This window comes from Dyadobacter sp. SG02 (assembly GCF_900109045.1).
GTDB lineage: Bacteria > Bacteroidota > Bacteroidia > Cytophagales > Spirosomataceae > Dyadobacter.
On the sequence record NZ_FNYL01000006.1, the window covers coordinates 198,210 to 215,836 of the forward strand.

The following is a 17,627-nucleotide window of genomic DNA, read 5'->3' on the forward strand; positions in this document are numbered from 1 at the left end:
CGACCCGGTCAGTCATCGCTCCGGCGACCCGGTCAATCATTCGGTCATTCAAAATTGAACCATTCACTCATTCACTCATTCAATCATTCAACATTATGAAACGTCTATTCATCTTCCTGGGAATTATTGCCGTGCTGGGGCTTACGGCGGCGAAGTTGCTGAGCAACAAGGAAAAAACGGAGCAGAAAGTATATATCCCCGATCCCGATCCGAAAGTGGGGGTGAAGGTAGCGGTTGCGGAACTGCGCGATCTGTCGCAGGAATCAGGTTTTTTGGGTTCGTTTAACCCGAACCGGAAGGCGGAAATACGTCCGCAAGCGGGTGGAGAAATTCTGAAACTAAATGTTGATGTAGGCCAGCATGTAGCTGCCGGACAGCTTATCGCCAAAATCGACGACGAGCAGCTGCATTACCAGGTGGAGGCATTGCAGGTGACTTTGGAAGGTTACCAGAATGATTTGAAACGTTACGAAGCGCTGGTAAAAGGCGACGCGACGCCGGCGGTGAATGTAGAAAGGACGGAATTGAGTATCCGCAGCACACAGGCGCAGATCAAGCAATTGAACAAACAGATTAAAAACACGAGCATTATCGCACCGTTTAGCGGCATTATAACCGCCAAAATGGTTGAAAAAGGCTCGGTAGTAAGCCAGGGAACGCCTATTGCGGAGATTACCGATATTTCCTCGCTGAAACTGGTGGTGAATATCCCGGAGAAATCAGTGAATGAGTTCAAGACCGGTAAGGGCATTCCCGTACGTACGGATGTGTACCCGCATGCGAACTTCAATGGCCGGGTGACGATGGTAGCAGCCCAGGGCGACGAGGCGCATAACTATCCGGTGGAAATTACCGTGCAAAATTCAAATGCTAACCCATTGAAAGCAGGCATGTACGGCTCGATCGCGAGCGCAGCGCGCGTGAAGGGCGAGGCTTTGGCAGTGCCGCGGCAGGCCATTATGGGCTCGGCGAAGCAGCCGCAGCTGTATGTGGTCGAAAACGGCAAGGCATCATTGCGCGATGTGAGCGTAGGCGCGACGACGAACGAATACTATGAGATTACCAAAGGCCTGAAAGCCGGGGACCACGTCGTAACCAGCGGGCAGATCAATTTGCAAAACGGAACGTCGGTTGTAGCACAGTAACAACACTTCATCAACAAGCTCATGAAATTCATTGAAACCATATTGAAACGCCCTTCGATGATCATCGTGTTGTTCGCGATCCTGTTCATCGGCGGGTTGGCTTCTTACAATCAGCTCAGCTATGTGCTGTTACCGGAATTTTCTGTTCCTACTATTACCATTACCACATTATATCCAGGCGCGGCGCCCACGGAGGTAGAGGCCGAGGTCAGCAAGAAGATCGAGGATGCGGTGTCCGGCCTGGATAATATTGAAGATGTGACTTCCAAATCGATGGAAAGCGCGTCGCTTGTCATCGTGCAATTCAAGGCGGGTGCCGACATCGATAAGGCATTGGAAGATGCCCAGCGGGATGTGAACAATATGCTCAGCGACCTGCCCGACGATGCGGAAACTCCCTCGTTGTCCAAAATCTCGCCCAGCGACCAGCCCATTATGCAGTTGCTTGCTACTTCGAGCCTGCCTAATGAAGTTTTTTACCAGCAGGTGGAGGACAAATACCTGCCGATGTTGCAGCAGATCGAAGGCGTGGCCGAAATTACCATGACCGGCGGCGACCAGCGCGAGATCAGGATTAATGTTAATAATGATAAACTACGGTTCTACGGACTATCGCTTTTGCAGGTAACCCAGGCCATTAACCAGGCCAATCTTGATTTTCCGACGGGGAAAGTCAAAAATACCTCCGAGAATATGACGCTTCGCCTTGCAGGCAAGTTCGCCTCGCTCGATGACATCCGTAACCTGGTAATCACGTCACCCGTAAGCAACAGCCCCATCCGCGTAGGCGACGTGGCCGACATCACCGACGGCCTGACCGACGCCGAAAGTATCAGCCGGTACAACGGCGTGAATGGTATTGGTTTGTTTATCAAGAAACAGTCCGATGCGAATGCGGTCGAGATCAGTAAATCGGTGCAGGCGAAGCTGGCTTCCATTGAGAAAGCCAGTGCGAAGGACAAAATCAAATTCGCGATCGCTTACGACAGTTCGATATTCACGCTGGAATCTGTGGAGGCGGTAACGCATGACCTGGTGATCGCGGTGATCCTCGTGGCCGTGGTAATGCTCCTCTTCCTGCACAGTTTCCGGAATGCATTCATCGTGATGGTCTCGGTACCGGCGTCGCTTATTGCCGCATTCCTTTTTATGTATGTAATGGGCTATTCGCTCAACCTGATGACGCTTCTCGCGCTCTCGCTCGTGATCGGTATCCTGGTCGATGACTCCATTGTAATCCTGGAAAACATCCAGCGGCATTTGGAAATGGGTAAAAGCGCCTGGGACGCGACGGTCGACGGCGTGACCGAAATCGGTTTTGCTGCATTGGCCATTACGCTCGTGATCGTGGTTGTTTTTGTGCCGATTACCTTCGTGAATTCGGTGATTGCTGACCTTCTGAGGCAGTTTTCATTGACGGTCGCATTCGCTACGATGGTCAGTTTGCTGGTGAGTTTCACATTAACTCCGTGGATGACGTCCAAAATGGCGAAGGTCGAACGTCTTAATCCAAAAAATCCGGCGCAGGCATTCCTGATCTGGTTTGAAAAAGGTTTGACAGCAATCACAAAATGGTACCACGGCTCCCTGGAATGGGTGCTGGGGCACAAACTGGCTTTCTCGGGCATACTGGTGGCGATCGTCGTCATGACCGGCTGGGTGATGGGCCTGGGCATTATCGGCTCGGAGTTCGTGGCCGAAGGCGACCAGGGAAAATTCCTGCTCACGATGAAGCTCGACAAAAGTGCCTCATTGCAACAGAACAACCTTACGGCACGAAGCATTGAAGACTATCTGCGCAAGAAACCGGAGGTAAAAACGATTTTCGCCAACGTCGGTGGGGCGAGTACCGGACTGAACAGCTCGGGCCGCGGCGAAACCAACCGCACAGAGCTGACCGTGGAACTGATCCCGGTAACAGAACGCAAGAATGCGCAGCCGACAGAAGACTATATGCTTTCCGTGCGCAAGGAACTGGAACAAAAATTCGCAGGCGTTGAATTCAACTCCGCAGCCATCGGAATGGTGAATTCCGGAACGGCGCCCATTGAAGTATTCCTGAGCGGTGATAACCTCGATAAGATCCTGGCTGCCGCGAACGATCTCGCGAACCGCCTGCGGAAAACACCCGGGGCAAACGACGTGAACGTGTCGGTGGAAGCGGGTAACCCCGAGGTCCGCGTGGATATCGACCGTGAAAAAATGGCGAAACTCGGACTGGACATTCAAACCGTCGGTGCGACTATGCAGAATGCATTCGCCGGGAACGACGATTCCAAATTCCGGGATGGGGGAGAGGACTACGACATCCGCATTATGCTCGACGCGTTCGATCGCAAAAATCCGGAAGATGTGAAGGCGATTACATTTTATAGTCCGGTTGCTAAACAATCCGTGCAGCTGGCACAGTTTGCGGATGTGACACTGAGCACCGGGCCAAGTATTGTTGAGCGTAAAAACCGTCGCTCATCCGTCACAGTCACCGCCAATACATTAGGGATTGGATCGGGAACTTTGGTGAGTAATATTCAAGCCGGTTTAAAGGAAAATCCGCTCCCGGACGACATTATACTTACCTGGGGCGGCGATGCCAAGAACCAGAGCGAAGGTTTCGGTTCGCTGGGGCTGGCGATGCTGGCGGGGCTCATGCTCGTGTATTTCATCATGGTGTTGCTCTACGACAGCTTCGTGTACCCGTTCGTGGTATTGTTTTCGATCCCGGTAGCGGTGATCGGCGCGTTGCTGGCGCTGGCGTTGTCATCTTCCAATATCGGGATATTCGCCATGCTCGGAATGCTGATGCTGATCGGCCTCGTGGTAAAGAATGCGATTCTGATCGTCGACTTCGCCAACCAGCAAAAGGCGGAAGGGATACCTTTCAGACAGGCGATCCTCATTGCCGGTGAAGAACGTCTCCGTCCGATCCTGATGACGACTATCGCGATGGTGATCGGGATGGTGCCGATCGCGACGGCAACCGGCGCCGGGGCCGAATGGAAGAACTCGCTGGCCTGGGTACTGATCGGTGGTTTGACGAGCTCGATGCTCCTTACGATCTACCTCGTGCCGATGGCATACTATTTGGTAGACAGGTTAGGGGAAAAGTGGAATGCATGGAGAGCGAAGTCAGGCAGGGTGCGGGAAAGCGTCGCAGTGGAAGAAATTTAAGGAAACGAAGTCTGGTAACATGAAAAAATTAATGTTTTGTCCGGCAACTTTGAATTCTTCCTGCAAACGTAAAGTCGGTCAGAGCTTGGCGGTTACAGGTCCGGGCACGGAAACGGGGCAAAACATTTTTTTTCTTTTTACCCGAAAAATACAAAATGAACGGGTATTTTAATGAACTAGTCCGTCCGGTATTGGGTTTACCTCTTAACCCGAATTATTGCCGAATCAAAATAGGAGTTTCTCAGCGGTAGAAATTAATTATTCAAAGGCAATCGATGACGGGTCAACAAGCGAAAAAATCAATAACCAGACTCACGATCTAATTGTACTTATCATGGAAAATAAAAGCTACAATACCAACTGACTTGCCTGATGTCTCTATCAGGCCACAGCCTGACGCCGATAGGCACCCCACTAAAACAAGCTGTTGATTCTGACACAAATTATCTATGGGTAAAATCTTAAATAATCGCATCGCCGAATTCAAAGACCCGGCGATTGCAAGAGCAAAAGGTGTATATCCTTTTTTCAGACCGATCGAGTCCGGACAGGACACAGAGGTTATCATTAACGGGAAGCCGGTCCTGATGTTCGGGTCCAACTCCTACCTGGGTCTGACCTCCCACCCCTACATCATCGAAGCCTCGCAGAAAGCGGCGCAGAAGTACGGAACAGGTTGCGCGGGTTCGCGTTTCCTCAACGGAACGCTGGATATCCACGAAGAACTGGAGCGCAGGCTGGCCAAATATGTAGGTAAAGAAGGTGCAGTGCTTTTCAGTACAGGTTACCAGGCCAATCTGGGTGCGTTATCATGCCTTACCGGCCGTAACGATTACCTGATCCTCGACGAAAGCGACCACGCTTCCATTATCGACGGAAGCCGCCTGTCGTTCTCGAAGGTGATCAAGTACAAGCACAACGACATGGAGGACCTGCGTAAGAAGCTGGCGCTCCTGCCCGAAGAAGCGGTGAAACTGATCGCGACCGACGGAATTTTCAGTATGGAAGGGGATATCGTCAAACTTCCTGAACTGAATGCCATTGCACAGGAATACGATGCAACGGTACTCGTGGACGACGCGCACAGCCTTGGAGTAATCGGTGATAAAGGTGCTGGAACCGCTTCCTATTTTGGGTTAACCGAAACAACGGACCTCATAATGGGAACATTCAGCAAGTCGCTGGCTTCGCTGGGCGGGTTCATCGCCGGAGACGCCGCAACGATCGACTACCTGAAACACCGCGCGCGCTCGCTCATGTTCAGCGCGAGCATGACGCCCGCATCCGTAGGAAGCACATTGGCCGCGCTCGACATTATCGAAACCGAGCCGCACCATATGGAGCGTCTTTGGGCCAATACAAGATACGCGAAAGAGTTGCTGCTCGTGAATGGTTTCGACCTGGGCGCAACCGAAAGCCCGATCCTGCCGCTTTATATCCGCGACAACGAGAAGACTTTCATCATGACACGCAGATTGCAGGACGAGGGGATTTTCGTGAACCCGGTGGTTTCGCCAGGCGTACGCCCTGAACAGTCGCTGATCCGTTTCTCGCTGATGGCTACTCATACATTCGGCCAGATCGAGGAAGCAGTTGACAAGATGTCCCGCATTTACCGTGAGGTTTGTCCTGACGCAATTATCGAAAGACAAAGACTATGACCCGCATAGCCCCCGTAAACACTCCGAAGGAATTAGGCAAGTTCATTGATTTTCCACATGATCTGTATCAGCATGATCCGAATTATGTACCGGAATTGTTCATTGCACAAAAAGACATGCTCACACCGGGTAAGCACCCGTTCCATGAGCATTCGGAGGTGAAATTGTTTCTTTCCTACGACGGAGAGAAAGTGAACGGAAGGATAGCGGCGATTTACAATACGAACCACAACGAGTTTACCAATCGGAAGGACGGCTTTTTCGGCTTTTTCGATACGGTAAATGACCAGAAGGTGGTGGATGGCCTCTTGAAGGAAGCCACCGCCTGGGTAAAGCAAAAAGGGGCTGATACGCTCGTAGGGCCGGTTAATTTATCAACCAACGAAACCTGCGGGCTGCTGATCGAAGGTTACGACCGGCCTCCGATGGCGATGATGCCTTACAATGCGCCTTATTATCTGCCATTGCTGGAAAAGGCCGGTTTGACGAAGAAAACCGATTTGCTGGCCTACGAAATCAATGTGGCGGATTCCAATGACAAGTCGGTACGGATGATCGACGCATTGGAAGGAAGGCTCCAAAGAAGCGGTATCACGATCCGGCAGGTAAATCTGAAAGACTTCAAGAACGAAGTCGTGAAGATCCGGGAAGTGTACAACAAGGCCTGGGACAAGAACCTGGGTTTCGTACCGACAACCGAAGCGGAGTTCGAATACCTGGCCAAGGACCTGAAAATGATCCTTGATCCGAGGTACTGTCTGGTCGCTGAAAAAGATAACGAACTGGTTGGATTTATACTCGGTATTCCGGATATCAACCAGATCCTGATCAAAATCAAGCGCGGACGTTTGCTGCCGACCGGGATTTTTAAGTTGCTGTTTGGCAAAAAGAACATCACGCGTATCCGCGTGCTCACGCTCGGGGTGATCGACGGCTACCGCAAAATGGGTATTGAAGCCTGTTTGTACGGCCGCATTATCAAGAACACCTACGGCACGAAAGTGACCGGCGGAGAATGCTCATGGATGCTGGAAGATAATTATCTGATGAACCACGCCATCGAGCAGATCAACGGGAAGCTGTACAAACGGTACAGATTGTTTGAGAAACCGATATGAAAGAAAAGCTATTCATAACAGGGGCCAGCGGATTTATAGGTTACCACCTGGTAGCGTCGGCACTCGAAGCGGGCATGGAAGTCCATGCGGCGGTGAGGCCAAGCAGCGACCTGAGTTTCCTGAAAAAGCTGAATGCAGATCCGAAGGACCTTGTGTATGTGAATGCTGATTTCAGTTCCAAAGATAAATTGACGAAGCTGCTGGAAGATGGGGGCTATTCCTACATCATCCACGCGGCGGGAGTGACCAAAGCCAAAACCGCCGGCGCCTATAACCTGGTCAATGCGGAATATTCGCTGAATCTGGCGCAGGCTGCCGTGTCTGCGGATATTCCGTTGAAGCGGTTTGTGTTTTTGAGCAGCCTCGCGGCATTAGGCCCCGCGGCTTACAATGCGGCCCAGCCCATTACAGAAGAAACCTTGCCTGTTCCGGTGACGGATTACGGAAGAAGCAAGCTGCTGGCCGAGCAATATCTGAAAGAGGTAAATGGCCTGCCGCTGAGCATTATCCGCCCGACAGCAGTGTATGGCCCCGGCGAAAAGGACTTGTTTGTTCTTTTTAAAACACTCAGCAAAGGCCTCGATGCCTACATCGGCAAAGGACCGCAAAGATTGAGTTTCGTGTATGTAACAGACCTCGTGACGGCTACTATGGCGGCATTGAGGGAAACGGAGAAGGAAATTACGGTTTACAATATCTCGGACGGACAGGCATACGACCGTTACGCATTGGCAGACCAGTTCAGGGCGATCAGCGGGAAGCAGATTTTCCGCACGCACCTGCCGCTGCTGCTGGTCGAAACGATCGCCCGGTTCCTGGATCTTGTTTATGCAAATTCATCAACAACACCGGTTTTAAACCAAGAAAAACTAAAAGAACTCACAGCCCCTAACTGGATCTGTAGTATAGATGCGGCCCGAAGTCGCCTGCATTACCAACCGCAATACAATCTGCACCGAGGCCTCGCAGAGACATTGACCTGGTATAAGGAGAACAAGTGGCTTTAACTATCGTACCCGCTTGATCATCAGCTGCGGCCGGTAAATCTGCCGGCAGGTATGCAGCGTACATGATTTTCAAACAAGCAGAGGACAGCCAAAACACGTGACGAACGTTCCAACATGAAAGCAATCAGTAAGTCGATATGGCTATATACACTCTTGGTGATCAGCGTTTTGCAGATCGGCGCGGGAATGGCCGTCGCACAGTCGACAACAACTATAAAAGGTACCGTTACAGACGCGAAGACAGGTGAAACCCTGCCGTTCGTGTCGATCCTGATCCCGGGAACAACCATGGGGACCGCCTCCGATGCCGATGGCCGTTACGCATTGACTTTGCGTGAGGACCATGCGACGATCAAATTCACCTATGTAGGTTATGTGGCCGTTGAAAAGCCGATCAAGCCGGGCGTGAGCCAGACGATCGACGTGAAAATGACTGTGGACGCCTCCATGCTGAAAGAGGTGACCGTTAAAACCAAAGCACGCTACCGGAACAAGGACAATCCGGCGGTACAGCTTATCCGTGAGGTGATCGCGCACAAAGACGAGAACAAACCGACGGGTAACAATTTTGTAGAATACGAACAGTACGAAAAGATTTCGCTCGCATTGAGCAACCTGTCCGACGATTTCAAGGACAAACGCATTTTCAGGAATTACCAGTTTTTGTTTAAAAGCCAGGATTCCACGGCGATGGGCGGCAAGAACATGCTACCGGCCTACATTCAGGAAAAACTCTCGAAAGTTTACTTCCGCAAAAGTCCCTACAACAAGAAACAATACGTGCTGGCCAACCGCCGGGCCGAATTTGACGCCAAGTTTGTGGATAACGACGGTTTGAGCGCCTATTTCAACCGTTTGTATGAAGATATCAACATTTACGACAATGATATCTCCATCGCCACCAACCTGTTGCTCAGCCCGATCGCGAATGCCGCACCGACATTCTATAAATTCTTTATCCGCGACACCATTAAAACCGCCGATCCGCAACTGATCGAACTGGGTTTTGTGCCGCGGAACAAGACGGATATGCTTTTTGAAGGTAAATTATTCATTACCCTCGATGGCAAATACGGCGTGCAGAATGCTTACCTGACCGTCAATAAAGACATCAACCTCAACTTCATGCGTGACCTCGAAGCGCGCCTGGAATTCGAGAAGGGTACCGACGGCCGCTATTTCATGAACAAATCGACGCTCGCCATGGAATTTGCATTGGGCGAGAAGAACGGCGGTTTGTACGGTCAACGGACAGTGAATTTCAAGGATTATACCATTAACCAGTCGCGTCCCGATAGCATTTACCGCGGGCCGGATGAGGAGATCGTCTACAATCCGGAGGTTAAAACGAGCGAGTCATTCTGGGCCAGCAAACGGCACATTCCGCTGGAACGTACAGAGCTGGATATTTACAAGAATATCGACACGTTGCAAACCATCCCGTCGTTCAAGCGGACGATGGACATCGCGACGCTGTTCCTTTCGGGGTACAAATCGTTCGGCGCAGTAGAGATCGGTCCGGTGAATACGTTTTACAGCTTCAACCCGATAGAAGGTTTCCGCCTGCGTTTCGGTGGACGTACCACGACCGACCTGAGCAAGCGGGTATATTTCGAAACTTACGCGGCATACGGTTTCAAGGACCGGAAATGGAAGTATTTTTTGAGCGGTACCTATTCATTCAATAATAAATCGGTATACCACTTCCCGCTGCATTACATCCGGGCGAGCTTCCAGCGGGATACCAAGATCCCGGGCCAGGAATTGCAGTTTGTGCAGGAGGATAACTTCCTGTTGTCGTTCAAACGCGGGGATAATAACCGGTGGTTGTACAATGACATTTACAAACTCGAATACGTACGCGAGTTCGAGAGCCGGTTCTCTTACAAAATCGGTTTTACCCAATGGAGACAAACTCCTGCGGGCGTGTTGCGCTATGAGCACCTGAACGAGGGCGGGGAACTCGAAAACGCGATGGCTTTGAACAATACCGAAGCGAACGTCGAATTCCGTTATGCGCCGCACGAACAATACTATCAGGGCAAGTTGTACCGGACTCCGATCATCAACAAGTACCCGATCTTCACCTTGCGCTACAATGCGGGTTTGAAAGGGGTTTTTGAAGGAGAAAACAACTACCACAACGTGGCATTGAACATCCAGAAGCGCTTCTATCTGTCGCAATTCGGTTTCGCGGATATTACAGCGGAGGGCGGTTATATTTTTGGTAAACAAATCCAGTTCCCGCTGCTGACGATCCACCGTGCCAACCAGACGTACGCTTACCAGCTGAACTCGTATAACCTGATGAACTTCCTGGAATTCGCGAGCGACCATTATGCGAGCCTGGATGTGCAATATTACCTGAACGGCTTTTTGTTCAACAAAATACCATTGCTGAAAAGACTGAAACTACGCGAAGTATTGAGCTTCAAAGGCCTGATGGGTGGTTTGCGGGATGAGAACAACCCGGCATTCAACCCGTCGCTGTACCGCTTCGCTACCGACCAGGATGGCAAGCCGGTCACTTATACATTGTCGCGCGAGCCTTATATCGAGGGTAGCGTGGGTATTGCCAACATTTTCAAGCTGTTGCGCGTAGACCTGGTAAAACGTTTTACATACCTGGACAACCCGAATGTGTCGGAATGGGGTATCCGGGCGCGGTTCAGGCTTGATTTTTAAGGCATTGATTTAAAAGGGACACCAATTATGAATTACGCAATCATAGCAGCAGGAGAAGGGTCACGACTGGCGAAGGAAGGATTTACACTTCCCAAACCGATGGTGAGCCTGCACGGCGAAATGCTGATCGACCGGCTGATCGGGATTTTCATGCGGAATAATGCGGAGAAGATCATGGTCATCGTCAACGAAGACTCGCCGTTGCTGGAAATGCATTTGATGGGGCTGAGCGAAAACCTGCCGATTCAGATTGTAAAGAAAACCACACCGAGCTCGCTGCATAGTGTTTACGAGTTGTTTAAAAGCGACCCGGAACTGAGTGAAGTTTGCCTGACCACCACCGATACCGTTTTCCGCGAAGAGGAATTCACTGCATTCATCACCGAATTTGCAGAAAGCAAACAACTGGAAGGGCAAATGGCCGTGACCGCATTTATCGACGACGAAAGTCCTCTTTACGTGGCAGTTGACGACGACGACCGCATTACCGCATTCACCGACGACAATAGTACCGATACCCCGTTTGTTTCAGGCGGGATTTATTGTCTCAGGAGGAAAGCGATCGAGACCGTGAATGTAGCCGTGGAGAATGGCGTGAGCCGGATGCGGAACTTCCAGCGACAGCTTGTAGCGGATGGTTTGCATTTGAAAGCCTATCCATTTACCAAAATCGTGGACGTGGACCATGTGAGTGATATCCAGACCGCCGAGCTGTTTTTGAGCGGCGAGATGGCATTTTAGAGTACAATTTTAGCAGACCGGGGCGTTTTGCCGGTCAACACCATACATGAACGAATTAGAAATTCTGGGCGTGCACCGAAACAAAAAGTTCTCGCCCAACCATATCGGGAACGACGATGCGATTTTTTCCCAAACAGCCAAAGAGCTCGAAAAACTGGGATGCCGCATTACCATCTGTTGCGAAGATGAGTTCCTGGCAATGGAAACAGTGAATTACGGCAAGATTTTCACCATGGCGCGCCAAAAGCAGGTGGTGGCCAAATTACAGGAACTGGAAAGAAACGGTACGCAGGTTTTGAACTCCGCATTCGGCATTGAAAACTGCTTTCGCACCAACCTGACGAATGCATTGAACAACGCCAATATCCCGGTAGCCGATAGCTACATCGTACCGACCGATTACCAGGGAGACGAGGTTTTTGATCAGATCAAAGGAAAAGGTTACTGGATCAAAAGGGGCGATTTCCACGCCATCCACAAGGAAGATGTGTCGTTTGCCGCATCGCGCGAGGAAGCCAAGGAGATACTCAGGGAATACGCATTGCGCGAGATTCCGGACGCCGTGATCTCCGAGCATTTGATCGGTGATTTGGTGAAGTTTTACGGGGTTAGGGGAACAGACTTTTTCTTCTGGTTCTATCCGTACGACAATAACCACCATAAATACGCGGAATACCAGCAGATCAACGGCAATTCGGTGTATTACCCGTTCAGCGCGGAAGGTTTGCAGAATACCGCCAATGAAGCGGCAGGAGTAGTGGGGATCGATATTTACGGGGGCGATGCCATTATCGGGAAGGACGGCGATTTTCGCATCATCGATCTGAACGACTGGCCAAGTTTCGCACCGTGCCGCGATCAGGCGGCAGGGCACATTGCCGGCCGGCTTTACCAACGATTTTTGGATAATAATTAATGGAAACAACCACCACACCCCGCCCACTTGCAGAAGAACCCGAAAAAACCTCGGCATTCGAAAATTCGCTGAAATCGAACGATACCGAGGAGCAGATCGATATTTGGTTTTACCGGCCGATAGGCTACCAGATCGCATTGTTTTGCGCCAAGGTAGGCCTGCGCCCGAACCCGGTGACGATCATCAGTATTTTCTTCGGCGTGGCGGCAGGGATATTGTTCTACCCGCAGCAGTTGTGGATCAATGTGATCGGGATGCTGTCGCTGATGTTTGCCAACTCGCTCGACAGCGCCGACGGTCAGCTCGCGCGGATGACGAACGACAAGAGCCGGTTCGGTCGCATTCTCGATGGTGTTGCCGGCGATTTCTGGTTTATCGCCATTCACATCGCATTGTGTTTGCGGAGTATGGAAGAAGGTTGGAGTGCGTGGATATGGGTACCGGGCGTGGTAGCGGGCGCGTCGCACATGATCCAGTCGGCGATGGCGGATTACTACCGCAACGTGCATTTGTTTTTCATCAAAGGTACCAACGGCAGTGAGCTCGATAATAGCCGCGATTTGCAAAAGGAATACGACGAAATGAGCTGGACACGACAGTTCGGGATGAAAATCGTGGCGCGACTGTATTTGAATTATACCAAAGAGCAGGAATTCTTTTCGCCGAAGTTGCAAAAATTGCTGGCCGTGGTGAAAGAGAAGTACCAGAATGGCCTGCCTGCGAAACTCGTTACGGATTTCCGCGCGCAGAACAAGCCGTTGATGAAGTATACCAATATTGTCCAGTTCAATACCCGGGTGATATTTCTCTTCATATGGCTGTTCCTCGACCAGTCGTGGATCTATTTCTTGTTTGACATTTTCGTACTCAACCCGATCCTGATTTACATGATCGTGCAGCAGGAAAAGGTGAGCAATCATTTTTACAAGGAGATAACCGCAGGCAAATACAATGGGTAGCAAGGTGTACAAGGCCCTTTTCATGGCAATCGGCATTTTCTCGCTGGGCTATATGATCTATGGCACCGGGTTGCTCGTGATTTGGGAAAACATCAACCGAACCGGCATCTGGTTCCTGCCGGTGATCGGCAGCTGGCTGGTGATTTACATCCTGAACGCCCTCGCATTCCGCGCGATCATCCGCGAGCCGAAGCTGCCGGAGACGAATATGTCGTTCTGGTCGGTGCTGAGGCTGACGATCTCGGGCTATGCGATCAACTACATTACCCCATTCGTCGCGCTGGGCGGCGAGCCTTACCGCATTATGGAGCTGAAACCGGCGCTCGGCATTCAGAAAGCGACCTCCTCGGTGCTGCTGTACAGCCTGATGCATATGTTTTCGCACGTGCTCTTCTGGCTGGCGTCCATTCTGTTGATTGTTGCCGTGGTGCCATTGAGCGATGTAATGTTGATTGGCTGCGGCATTCTGCTGGTGGTAGGGCTGGTTTTAGGGTATTGGTTTATTAATGTATATAAAAAAGGCTTTACGGTGAGCACATTCCGCTTGCTGGAAAAAGTGCCTTTTATCAAACATAAAGCCCGCGAATTCGCGACAAAGAATGCGGAAACGCTTTACGAAGTAGACGAGCAGATCCGCGTGCTGTACTCCGACCGACGGAACGCATTCTACGTTTCGTTGTTTTATGAATTTGCAGGAAGGGTGATCGGCTGTCTGGAAATCTATTTCACGGCCCATGCTATCGGAATGGACATGACACTGGCGCAGTCGCTGATCGTGAGCTCCGGATCGTCGCTTTTCGCAAACCTGATCTTCTTCTTCCCGATGCAGCTCGGCACCCGCGAAGGCGGCCTCGCGCTGGCATTGAGAAGTGTGGGATTGCCCGCGGCGCAAGGGATTTTTATTGGAGTTGTGTTGAGGATTAGAGAAATAGTCTGGATTATAATAGGATTAGCATTAATCAACAGAAAAACAAAAAACAACCAGCTGGACAGCACAGATCCAAAACTGGAACCAGTTCCTGTTAGATCAAACTGATTCTCTGAATCAGAATCTGATTGTGATCTGAATCTATATCTGATTGTGAATCTGAATCTAATTGTGATCTGATTCTGTGATCCCCGGGCTAAAGTCCGGGGCAAGGGGATTGGCTTCTGGATTGTAATGCACAGCATTACTTGTGAAGCAAGCAAGTGAAAAAAATCAATTGCCGCCCTCTTGAGAGGACGGATAAGGAGAGAAAGAGGGCTAGTGGAAGCAGAATAATTTTAGTTGAAAGAAATTAATATAAGAATCTAATAGCCAGGGATTTCAATCCCTGGAAACAGATAAGGAATATGATTAAAGGAATTTTATTTGATTATGGCGGTACAATTGATACAAATGGCTTGCATTGGGCCAATGTTTTGTGGGATGCGTATCAGCATAATCATTTAAAGGTTGACAAAGAAGCATTTGCGAGTGCATACAAGTTTGGCGAGAGGGCATTGGCTATCCATCCGATCATCCAGCCGCATCATGTGTTTTATGATGTGCTGTTTCTCAAAGTAGAGCAGCAGTTTGGCTATTTGAAAGAAAACGGATACGAGCTGGACAGCCAGGCCATCGAGGCCATCGCCCGCGAATGCGACCGCGTCGCACGCACTAATGTTGAAAAGGCAGCGCCCGTCCTCGAAAAACTGGCTGCGAAATACCCGCTCGTAATGGTTTCCAATTTTTACGGAAACCTGAACAGTGTTTTAAAGGAATTTGGCATTGCGCATAATTTCCAGGCTGTCGTCGAATCGGCAGTGGTCGGCGTCCGGAAGCCCGATCCCGCGATATGGCAGCTGGGCGTGGAAGCGCAGGGCTTTCTTCCGCATGAATGCGTGGCGGTAGGCGATTCGTATTCCAAGGACATTCTGCCTGCGAAGGCAACCGGCGCGAAGGCGATCTGGCTGAATGTGGCGGGGTTCGAAGACGATGCCGAGGCGCAGGTATCGGTTGCCGATGCCGAAATTACAGATTTTGCCCAGGTGGCTGACACCATTGAAAACCTGGGCTAATATTAACTTTTCCCGGGCATTTGAATGCCTGGCGGAAAATAAATGAAAATTACCATGTACGACATTTGTACCATCGGGCATATCACTTTGGATAAAGTAGTTACTGCCCAGTCTGTCAAGTATATGCCCGGGGGCACTTCGTTCTATTTTTCGAAGGCGCTCCGGCAGTTCGACGTCCGCTATATGCTCGTAACGGCATTGGCCGAGAAGGAAGCCCATATCGTTGCCGGCTTGCGGGAAGAGAACATCGAAGTATTTTCCCAGAACAGCCCCTACACAGTTTATTTCGAAAACATTTACAGCACCAACCAGGACCACCGCGAGCAGAATGTACTGCATAAGGCAGCTCCATTCACCGTTTCGCAAATGCCTGCCATCGAAGCAAAGTACTTCCATCTGGGACCATTGCTTTCGGACGACATTACCGTGGACCTGATCAAAATGCTGGCTGCCAAAGGCAAAGTTTCCCTCGATATTCAGGGGTACCTGCGCTATGTGAAAGACCAGAAGGTTTTTTATACGGATTGGGAAGATAAAAAGGAAGCATTGGCCTACATCCACGTGCTCAAAGCCAACGAATTCGAAATGGAGGTTGTAGCTGGTACGAGCGACGTGATCGAAGGTGCGAAATATCTCGCCAATCTGGGGGTAAAAGAAGTCATCATTACGCTGGGCAGCAAAGGCTCACTAATTTATAAGGACGACCATTTTTACCAGATCCCGGCCTACAAACCTACCGACGTCATCGACGCCACCGGCTGCGGGGACACTTATATGGCCGGTTACCTGAGCCAGCGCGTGAAGGGCGCCGGCGTGCAGGAGGCAGGCGAGTTCGGGGCAGCGATGGCGACACTGAAAATCCAGTCGTCGGGGCCTTTTTCCGGCAATGCGGAAGATGTGCGGGAAGTATTGCAATACGGCGAATGCGACCGCGAGGTAATCGCACAAGCCATTTTTTGAATATAGTTTTTGAATTAAAGTCATGAAATACGTACTCAACATTCTGATGGCGCTCAGCCTGACGCTTGTTTCGTATGCAGGAGGGTTAACCGACAAAAAAGACGGCACCGTGGCCACGGACCCGGACGAGTTTCCGGTCCCGAACAACGTTCCCGGGTTACTTTTTTACATTCAGCGCGATCCGAATACGAATACAATCTGTTACCAGCTTAACGTCGACAAACAGGGAAGAATCAGCGAAAAGAACCCCGTCAACACATTCTGGATCCGTTATCCGGAAGGCGGGATACGCAAAGAGCTCAATTATCTGCAGCGTAAATTTGCCTACGGTATCAATTCAAAGGCGATCGGTAATGCAAACTACGAACTTCGTTCGGTAGCCTATTCGAAATTGCCGCTTTACCTGAGAAGGGATACCCGGAATGAATACCACGTTTATACCAACATCGATAAAAAGGAATGCATCCTGAGCAGGGTATTCATCCGGATCGACGGCGGTACGTTCTGGTCGCCTAACGTGCTCTACATCGAGCTCAAAGGCACCGAGATTGCCACCGGTAAAACCATTATTCAGCGAATAAAACCATCCTGACATGCCTAAAAACTATGTCTCCAATGCGACGGAATCTTCAAGGATGTTTAAAAGCAGCTTTCTTGAGGCATTTTCCAAGGTACATTATTCAGTACCCCTTTTCATTTTCGTACCGGTGATTACCTATTTTTCCTGGAAGGCATTAGGCCCCGGGGAAATGGCCTGGTACACTTTTGTAGGAGTAGTATTCGCGGGACTGTTCTTCTGGACGTTCACCGAATACTTTATGCACCGGTATGTGTTTCATTTTACACCCCATGGAAAGTTTATGGAACGTATCCATTTTATCTTCCACGGCGTGCATCATGACTACCCCAACGACGCCAAAAGACTGGTAATGCCGCCTTCGGTGAGCATTCCGCTGGCGACGGGCTTTTACTTTTTGTTCACGATTTTTTTGAGTGAATACAATGTGGCGGCCTTCTATTCGGGGTTCATGGCCGGGTATCTTTTTTATGATATGAGCCATTATGCGTTGCATCATGCCAATTTCAAATCCGCGTTCTGGAAGAAATTAAAAAAGCATCACATGCAACATCATTATTCAGATGCTAGTAAAGGTTACGGTGTAAGTTCAGATATTTGGGACAGGGTTTTCGATTCAAACGAAAAGCGCGCCCCAAAGTAGAACT

Annotated in this window: 14 protein-coding genes; all 14 read left to right on the forward strand. The window is 50.3% G+C overall.

Going from position 1 to position 17,627, the window contains the following annotated elements; all coding sequences use genetic code 11:
• Window positions 1-95 precede the first annotated feature (95 nt).
• The 14 genes from BMW93_RS16180 (at window position 96) to BMW93_RS16245 (ending at window position 17,623) form a co-directional block, all read left to right on the forward strand.
• On the forward strand, window positions 96-1,145 hold the full coding sequence (locus BMW93_RS16180) for an efflux RND transporter periplasmic adaptor subunit (RefSeq protein WP_090378170.1): 1,050 nt from the start codon (window positions 96-98) through the stop codon (window positions 1,143-1,145).
• Between the two features lie 21 nt (window positions 1,146-1,166).
• On the forward strand, window positions 1,167-4,313 hold the full coding sequence (locus tag BMW93_RS16185) for an efflux RND transporter permease subunit (RefSeq protein WP_090378172.1): 3,147 nt from the start codon (window positions 1,167-1,169) through the stop codon (window positions 4,311-4,313).
• 449 nt (window positions 4,314-4,762) lie between these two features.
• Window positions 4,763-5,974: a serine palmitoyltransferase gene (gene spt, locus BMW93_RS16190; protein WP_090378175.1), complete on the forward strand. Its 1,212-nt coding sequence runs from the start codon at window positions 4,763-4,765 to the stop codon at window positions 5,972-5,974.
• Window positions 5,971-7,092, forward strand: coding sequence for a hypothetical protein (locus tag BMW93_RS16195; RefSeq protein ID WP_090378178.1), 1,122 nt, complete (start codon window positions 5,971-5,973; stop codon window positions 7,090-7,092). Before spt ends, BMW93_RS16195 begins: the two co-directional genes overlap by 4 nt.
• Window positions 7,089-8,099 carry an NAD(P)-dependent oxidoreductase gene (locus BMW93_RS16200; protein ID WP_090378180.1) on the forward strand — a complete coding sequence of 337 codons (1,011 nt, stop codon included), beginning with the start codon at window positions 7,089-7,091 and terminating at the stop codon, window positions 8,097-8,099. The genes BMW93_RS16195 and BMW93_RS16200 overlap by 4 nt, the downstream gene beginning before the upstream one ends.
• Window positions 8,100-8,213: 114 nt before the next feature.
• Window positions 8,214-10,784, forward strand: coding sequence for a DUF5686 and carboxypeptidase-like regulatory domain-containing protein (locus tag BMW93_RS16205; protein WP_090378183.1), 2,571 nt, complete (start codon window positions 8,214-8,216; stop codon window positions 10,782-10,784).
• A 27-nt stretch (window positions 10,785-10,811) separates the two neighbouring features.
• Window positions 10,812-11,525: a sugar phosphate nucleotidyltransferase gene (locus BMW93_RS16210; RefSeq protein WP_090378186.1), complete on the forward strand. Its 714-nt coding sequence runs from the start codon at window positions 10,812-10,814 to the stop codon at window positions 11,523-11,525.
• A 46-nt stretch (window positions 11,526-11,571) separates the two neighbouring features.
• Complete coding sequence (locus tag BMW93_RS16215; protein ID WP_090378189.1) at window positions 11,572-12,441, forward strand: hypothetical protein; 870 nt, start codon at window positions 11,572-11,574, stop codon at window positions 12,439-12,441.
• Complete coding sequence (locus tag BMW93_RS16220; protein ID WP_090378192.1) at window positions 12,441-13,400, forward strand: CDP-alcohol phosphatidyltransferase family protein; 960 nt, start codon at window positions 12,441-12,443, stop codon at window positions 13,398-13,400. Before BMW93_RS16215 ends, BMW93_RS16220 begins: the two co-directional genes overlap by 1 nt.
• Window positions 13,393-14,436 carry a lysylphosphatidylglycerol synthase transmembrane domain-containing protein gene (locus tag BMW93_RS16225; protein WP_090378195.1) on the forward strand — a complete coding sequence of 348 codons (1,044 nt, stop codon included), beginning with the start codon at window positions 13,393-13,395 and terminating at the stop codon, window positions 14,434-14,436. The genes BMW93_RS16220 and BMW93_RS16225 overlap by 8 nt, the downstream gene beginning before the upstream one ends.
• A gap of 299 nt (window positions 14,437-14,735) precedes the next feature.
• Window positions 14,736-15,443 (forward strand): HAD family hydrolase, encoded by a 708-nt coding sequence (locus tag BMW93_RS16230; RefSeq protein WP_090378197.1) that lies wholly within the window; start codon window positions 14,736-14,738, stop codon window positions 15,441-15,443.
• A 42-nt stretch (window positions 15,444-15,485) separates the two neighbouring features.
• Complete coding sequence (locus BMW93_RS16235; RefSeq protein ID WP_090378200.1) at window positions 15,486-16,403, forward strand: PfkB family carbohydrate kinase; 918 nt, start codon at window positions 15,486-15,488, stop codon at window positions 16,401-16,403.
• Between the two features lie 22 nt (window positions 16,404-16,425).
• Window positions 16,426-16,995 (forward strand): DUF4833 domain-containing protein, encoded by a 570-nt coding sequence (locus tag BMW93_RS16240; RefSeq protein ID WP_090378203.1) that lies wholly within the window; start codon window positions 16,426-16,428, stop codon window positions 16,993-16,995.
• Between the two features lies 1 nt (window position 16,996).
• The gene (locus BMW93_RS16245) at window positions 16,997-17,623 is read left to right on the forward strand and encodes a sterol desaturase family protein (protein WP_090378206.1); all 627 of its coding nucleotides are present in this window, start codon (window positions 16,997-16,999) and stop codon (window positions 17,621-17,623) included.
• The last annotated feature ends 4 nt before the right edge of the window (window positions 17,624-17,627 follow it).

What these genes read in the sequence shown, in the direction of transcription:
- BMW93_RS16215 (WP_090378189.1), top strand. Translation starts at nt 11,572, where the DNA reads ATGAACGAATTAGAAATTCTGGGCGTGCACCGAAACAAAAAGTTCTCG.
- BMW93_RS16245 (WP_090378206.1), top strand. Translation starts at nt 16,997, where the DNA reads ATGCCTAAAAACTATGTCTCCAATGCGACGGAATCTTCAAGGATGTTT.
- BMW93_RS16195 (WP_090378178.1), top strand. Translation starts at nt 5,971, where the DNA reads ATGACCCGCATAGCCCCCGTAAACACTCCGAAGGAATTAGGCAAGTTC.
- BMW93_RS16200 (WP_090378180.1), top strand. Translation starts at nt 7,089, where the DNA reads ATGAAAGAAAAGCTATTCATAACAGGGGCCAGCGGATTTATAGGTTAC.
- BMW93_RS16220 (WP_090378192.1), top strand. Translation starts at nt 12,441, where the DNA reads ATGGAAACAACCACCACACCCCGCCCACTTGCAGAAGAACCCGAAAAA.
- spt (WP_090378175.1), top strand. Translation starts at nt 4,763, where the DNA reads ATGGGTAAAATCTTAAATAATCGCATCGCCGAATTCAAAGACCCGGCG.
- BMW93_RS16185 (WP_090378172.1), top strand. Translation starts at nt 1,167, where the DNA reads ATGAAATTCATTGAAACCATATTGAAACGCCCTTCGATGATCATCGTG.
- BMW93_RS16240 (WP_090378203.1), top strand. Translation starts at nt 16,426, where the DNA reads ATGAAATACGTACTCAACATTCTGATGGCGCTCAGCCTGACGCTTGTT.
- BMW93_RS16205 (WP_090378183.1), top strand. Translation starts at nt 8,214, where the DNA reads ATGAAAGCAATCAGTAAGTCGATATGGCTATATACACTCTTGGTGATC.
- BMW93_RS16180 (WP_090378170.1), top strand. Translation starts at nt 96, where the DNA reads ATGAAACGTCTATTCATCTTCCTGGGAATTATTGCCGTGCTGGGGCTT.
- BMW93_RS16210 (WP_090378186.1), top strand. Translation starts at nt 10,812, where the DNA reads ATGAATTACGCAATCATAGCAGCAGGAGAAGGGTCACGACTGGCGAAG.
- BMW93_RS16230 (WP_090378197.1), top strand. Translation starts at nt 14,736, where the DNA reads ATGATTAAAGGAATTTTATTTGATTATGGCGGTACAATTGATACAAAT.
- BMW93_RS16235 (WP_090378200.1), top strand. Translation starts at nt 15,486, where the DNA reads ATGAAAATTACCATGTACGACATTTGTACCATCGGGCATATCACTTTG.
- BMW93_RS16225 (WP_090378195.1), top strand. Translation starts at nt 13,393, where the DNA reads ATGGGTAGCAAGGTGTACAAGGCCCTTTTCATGGCAATCGGCATTTTC.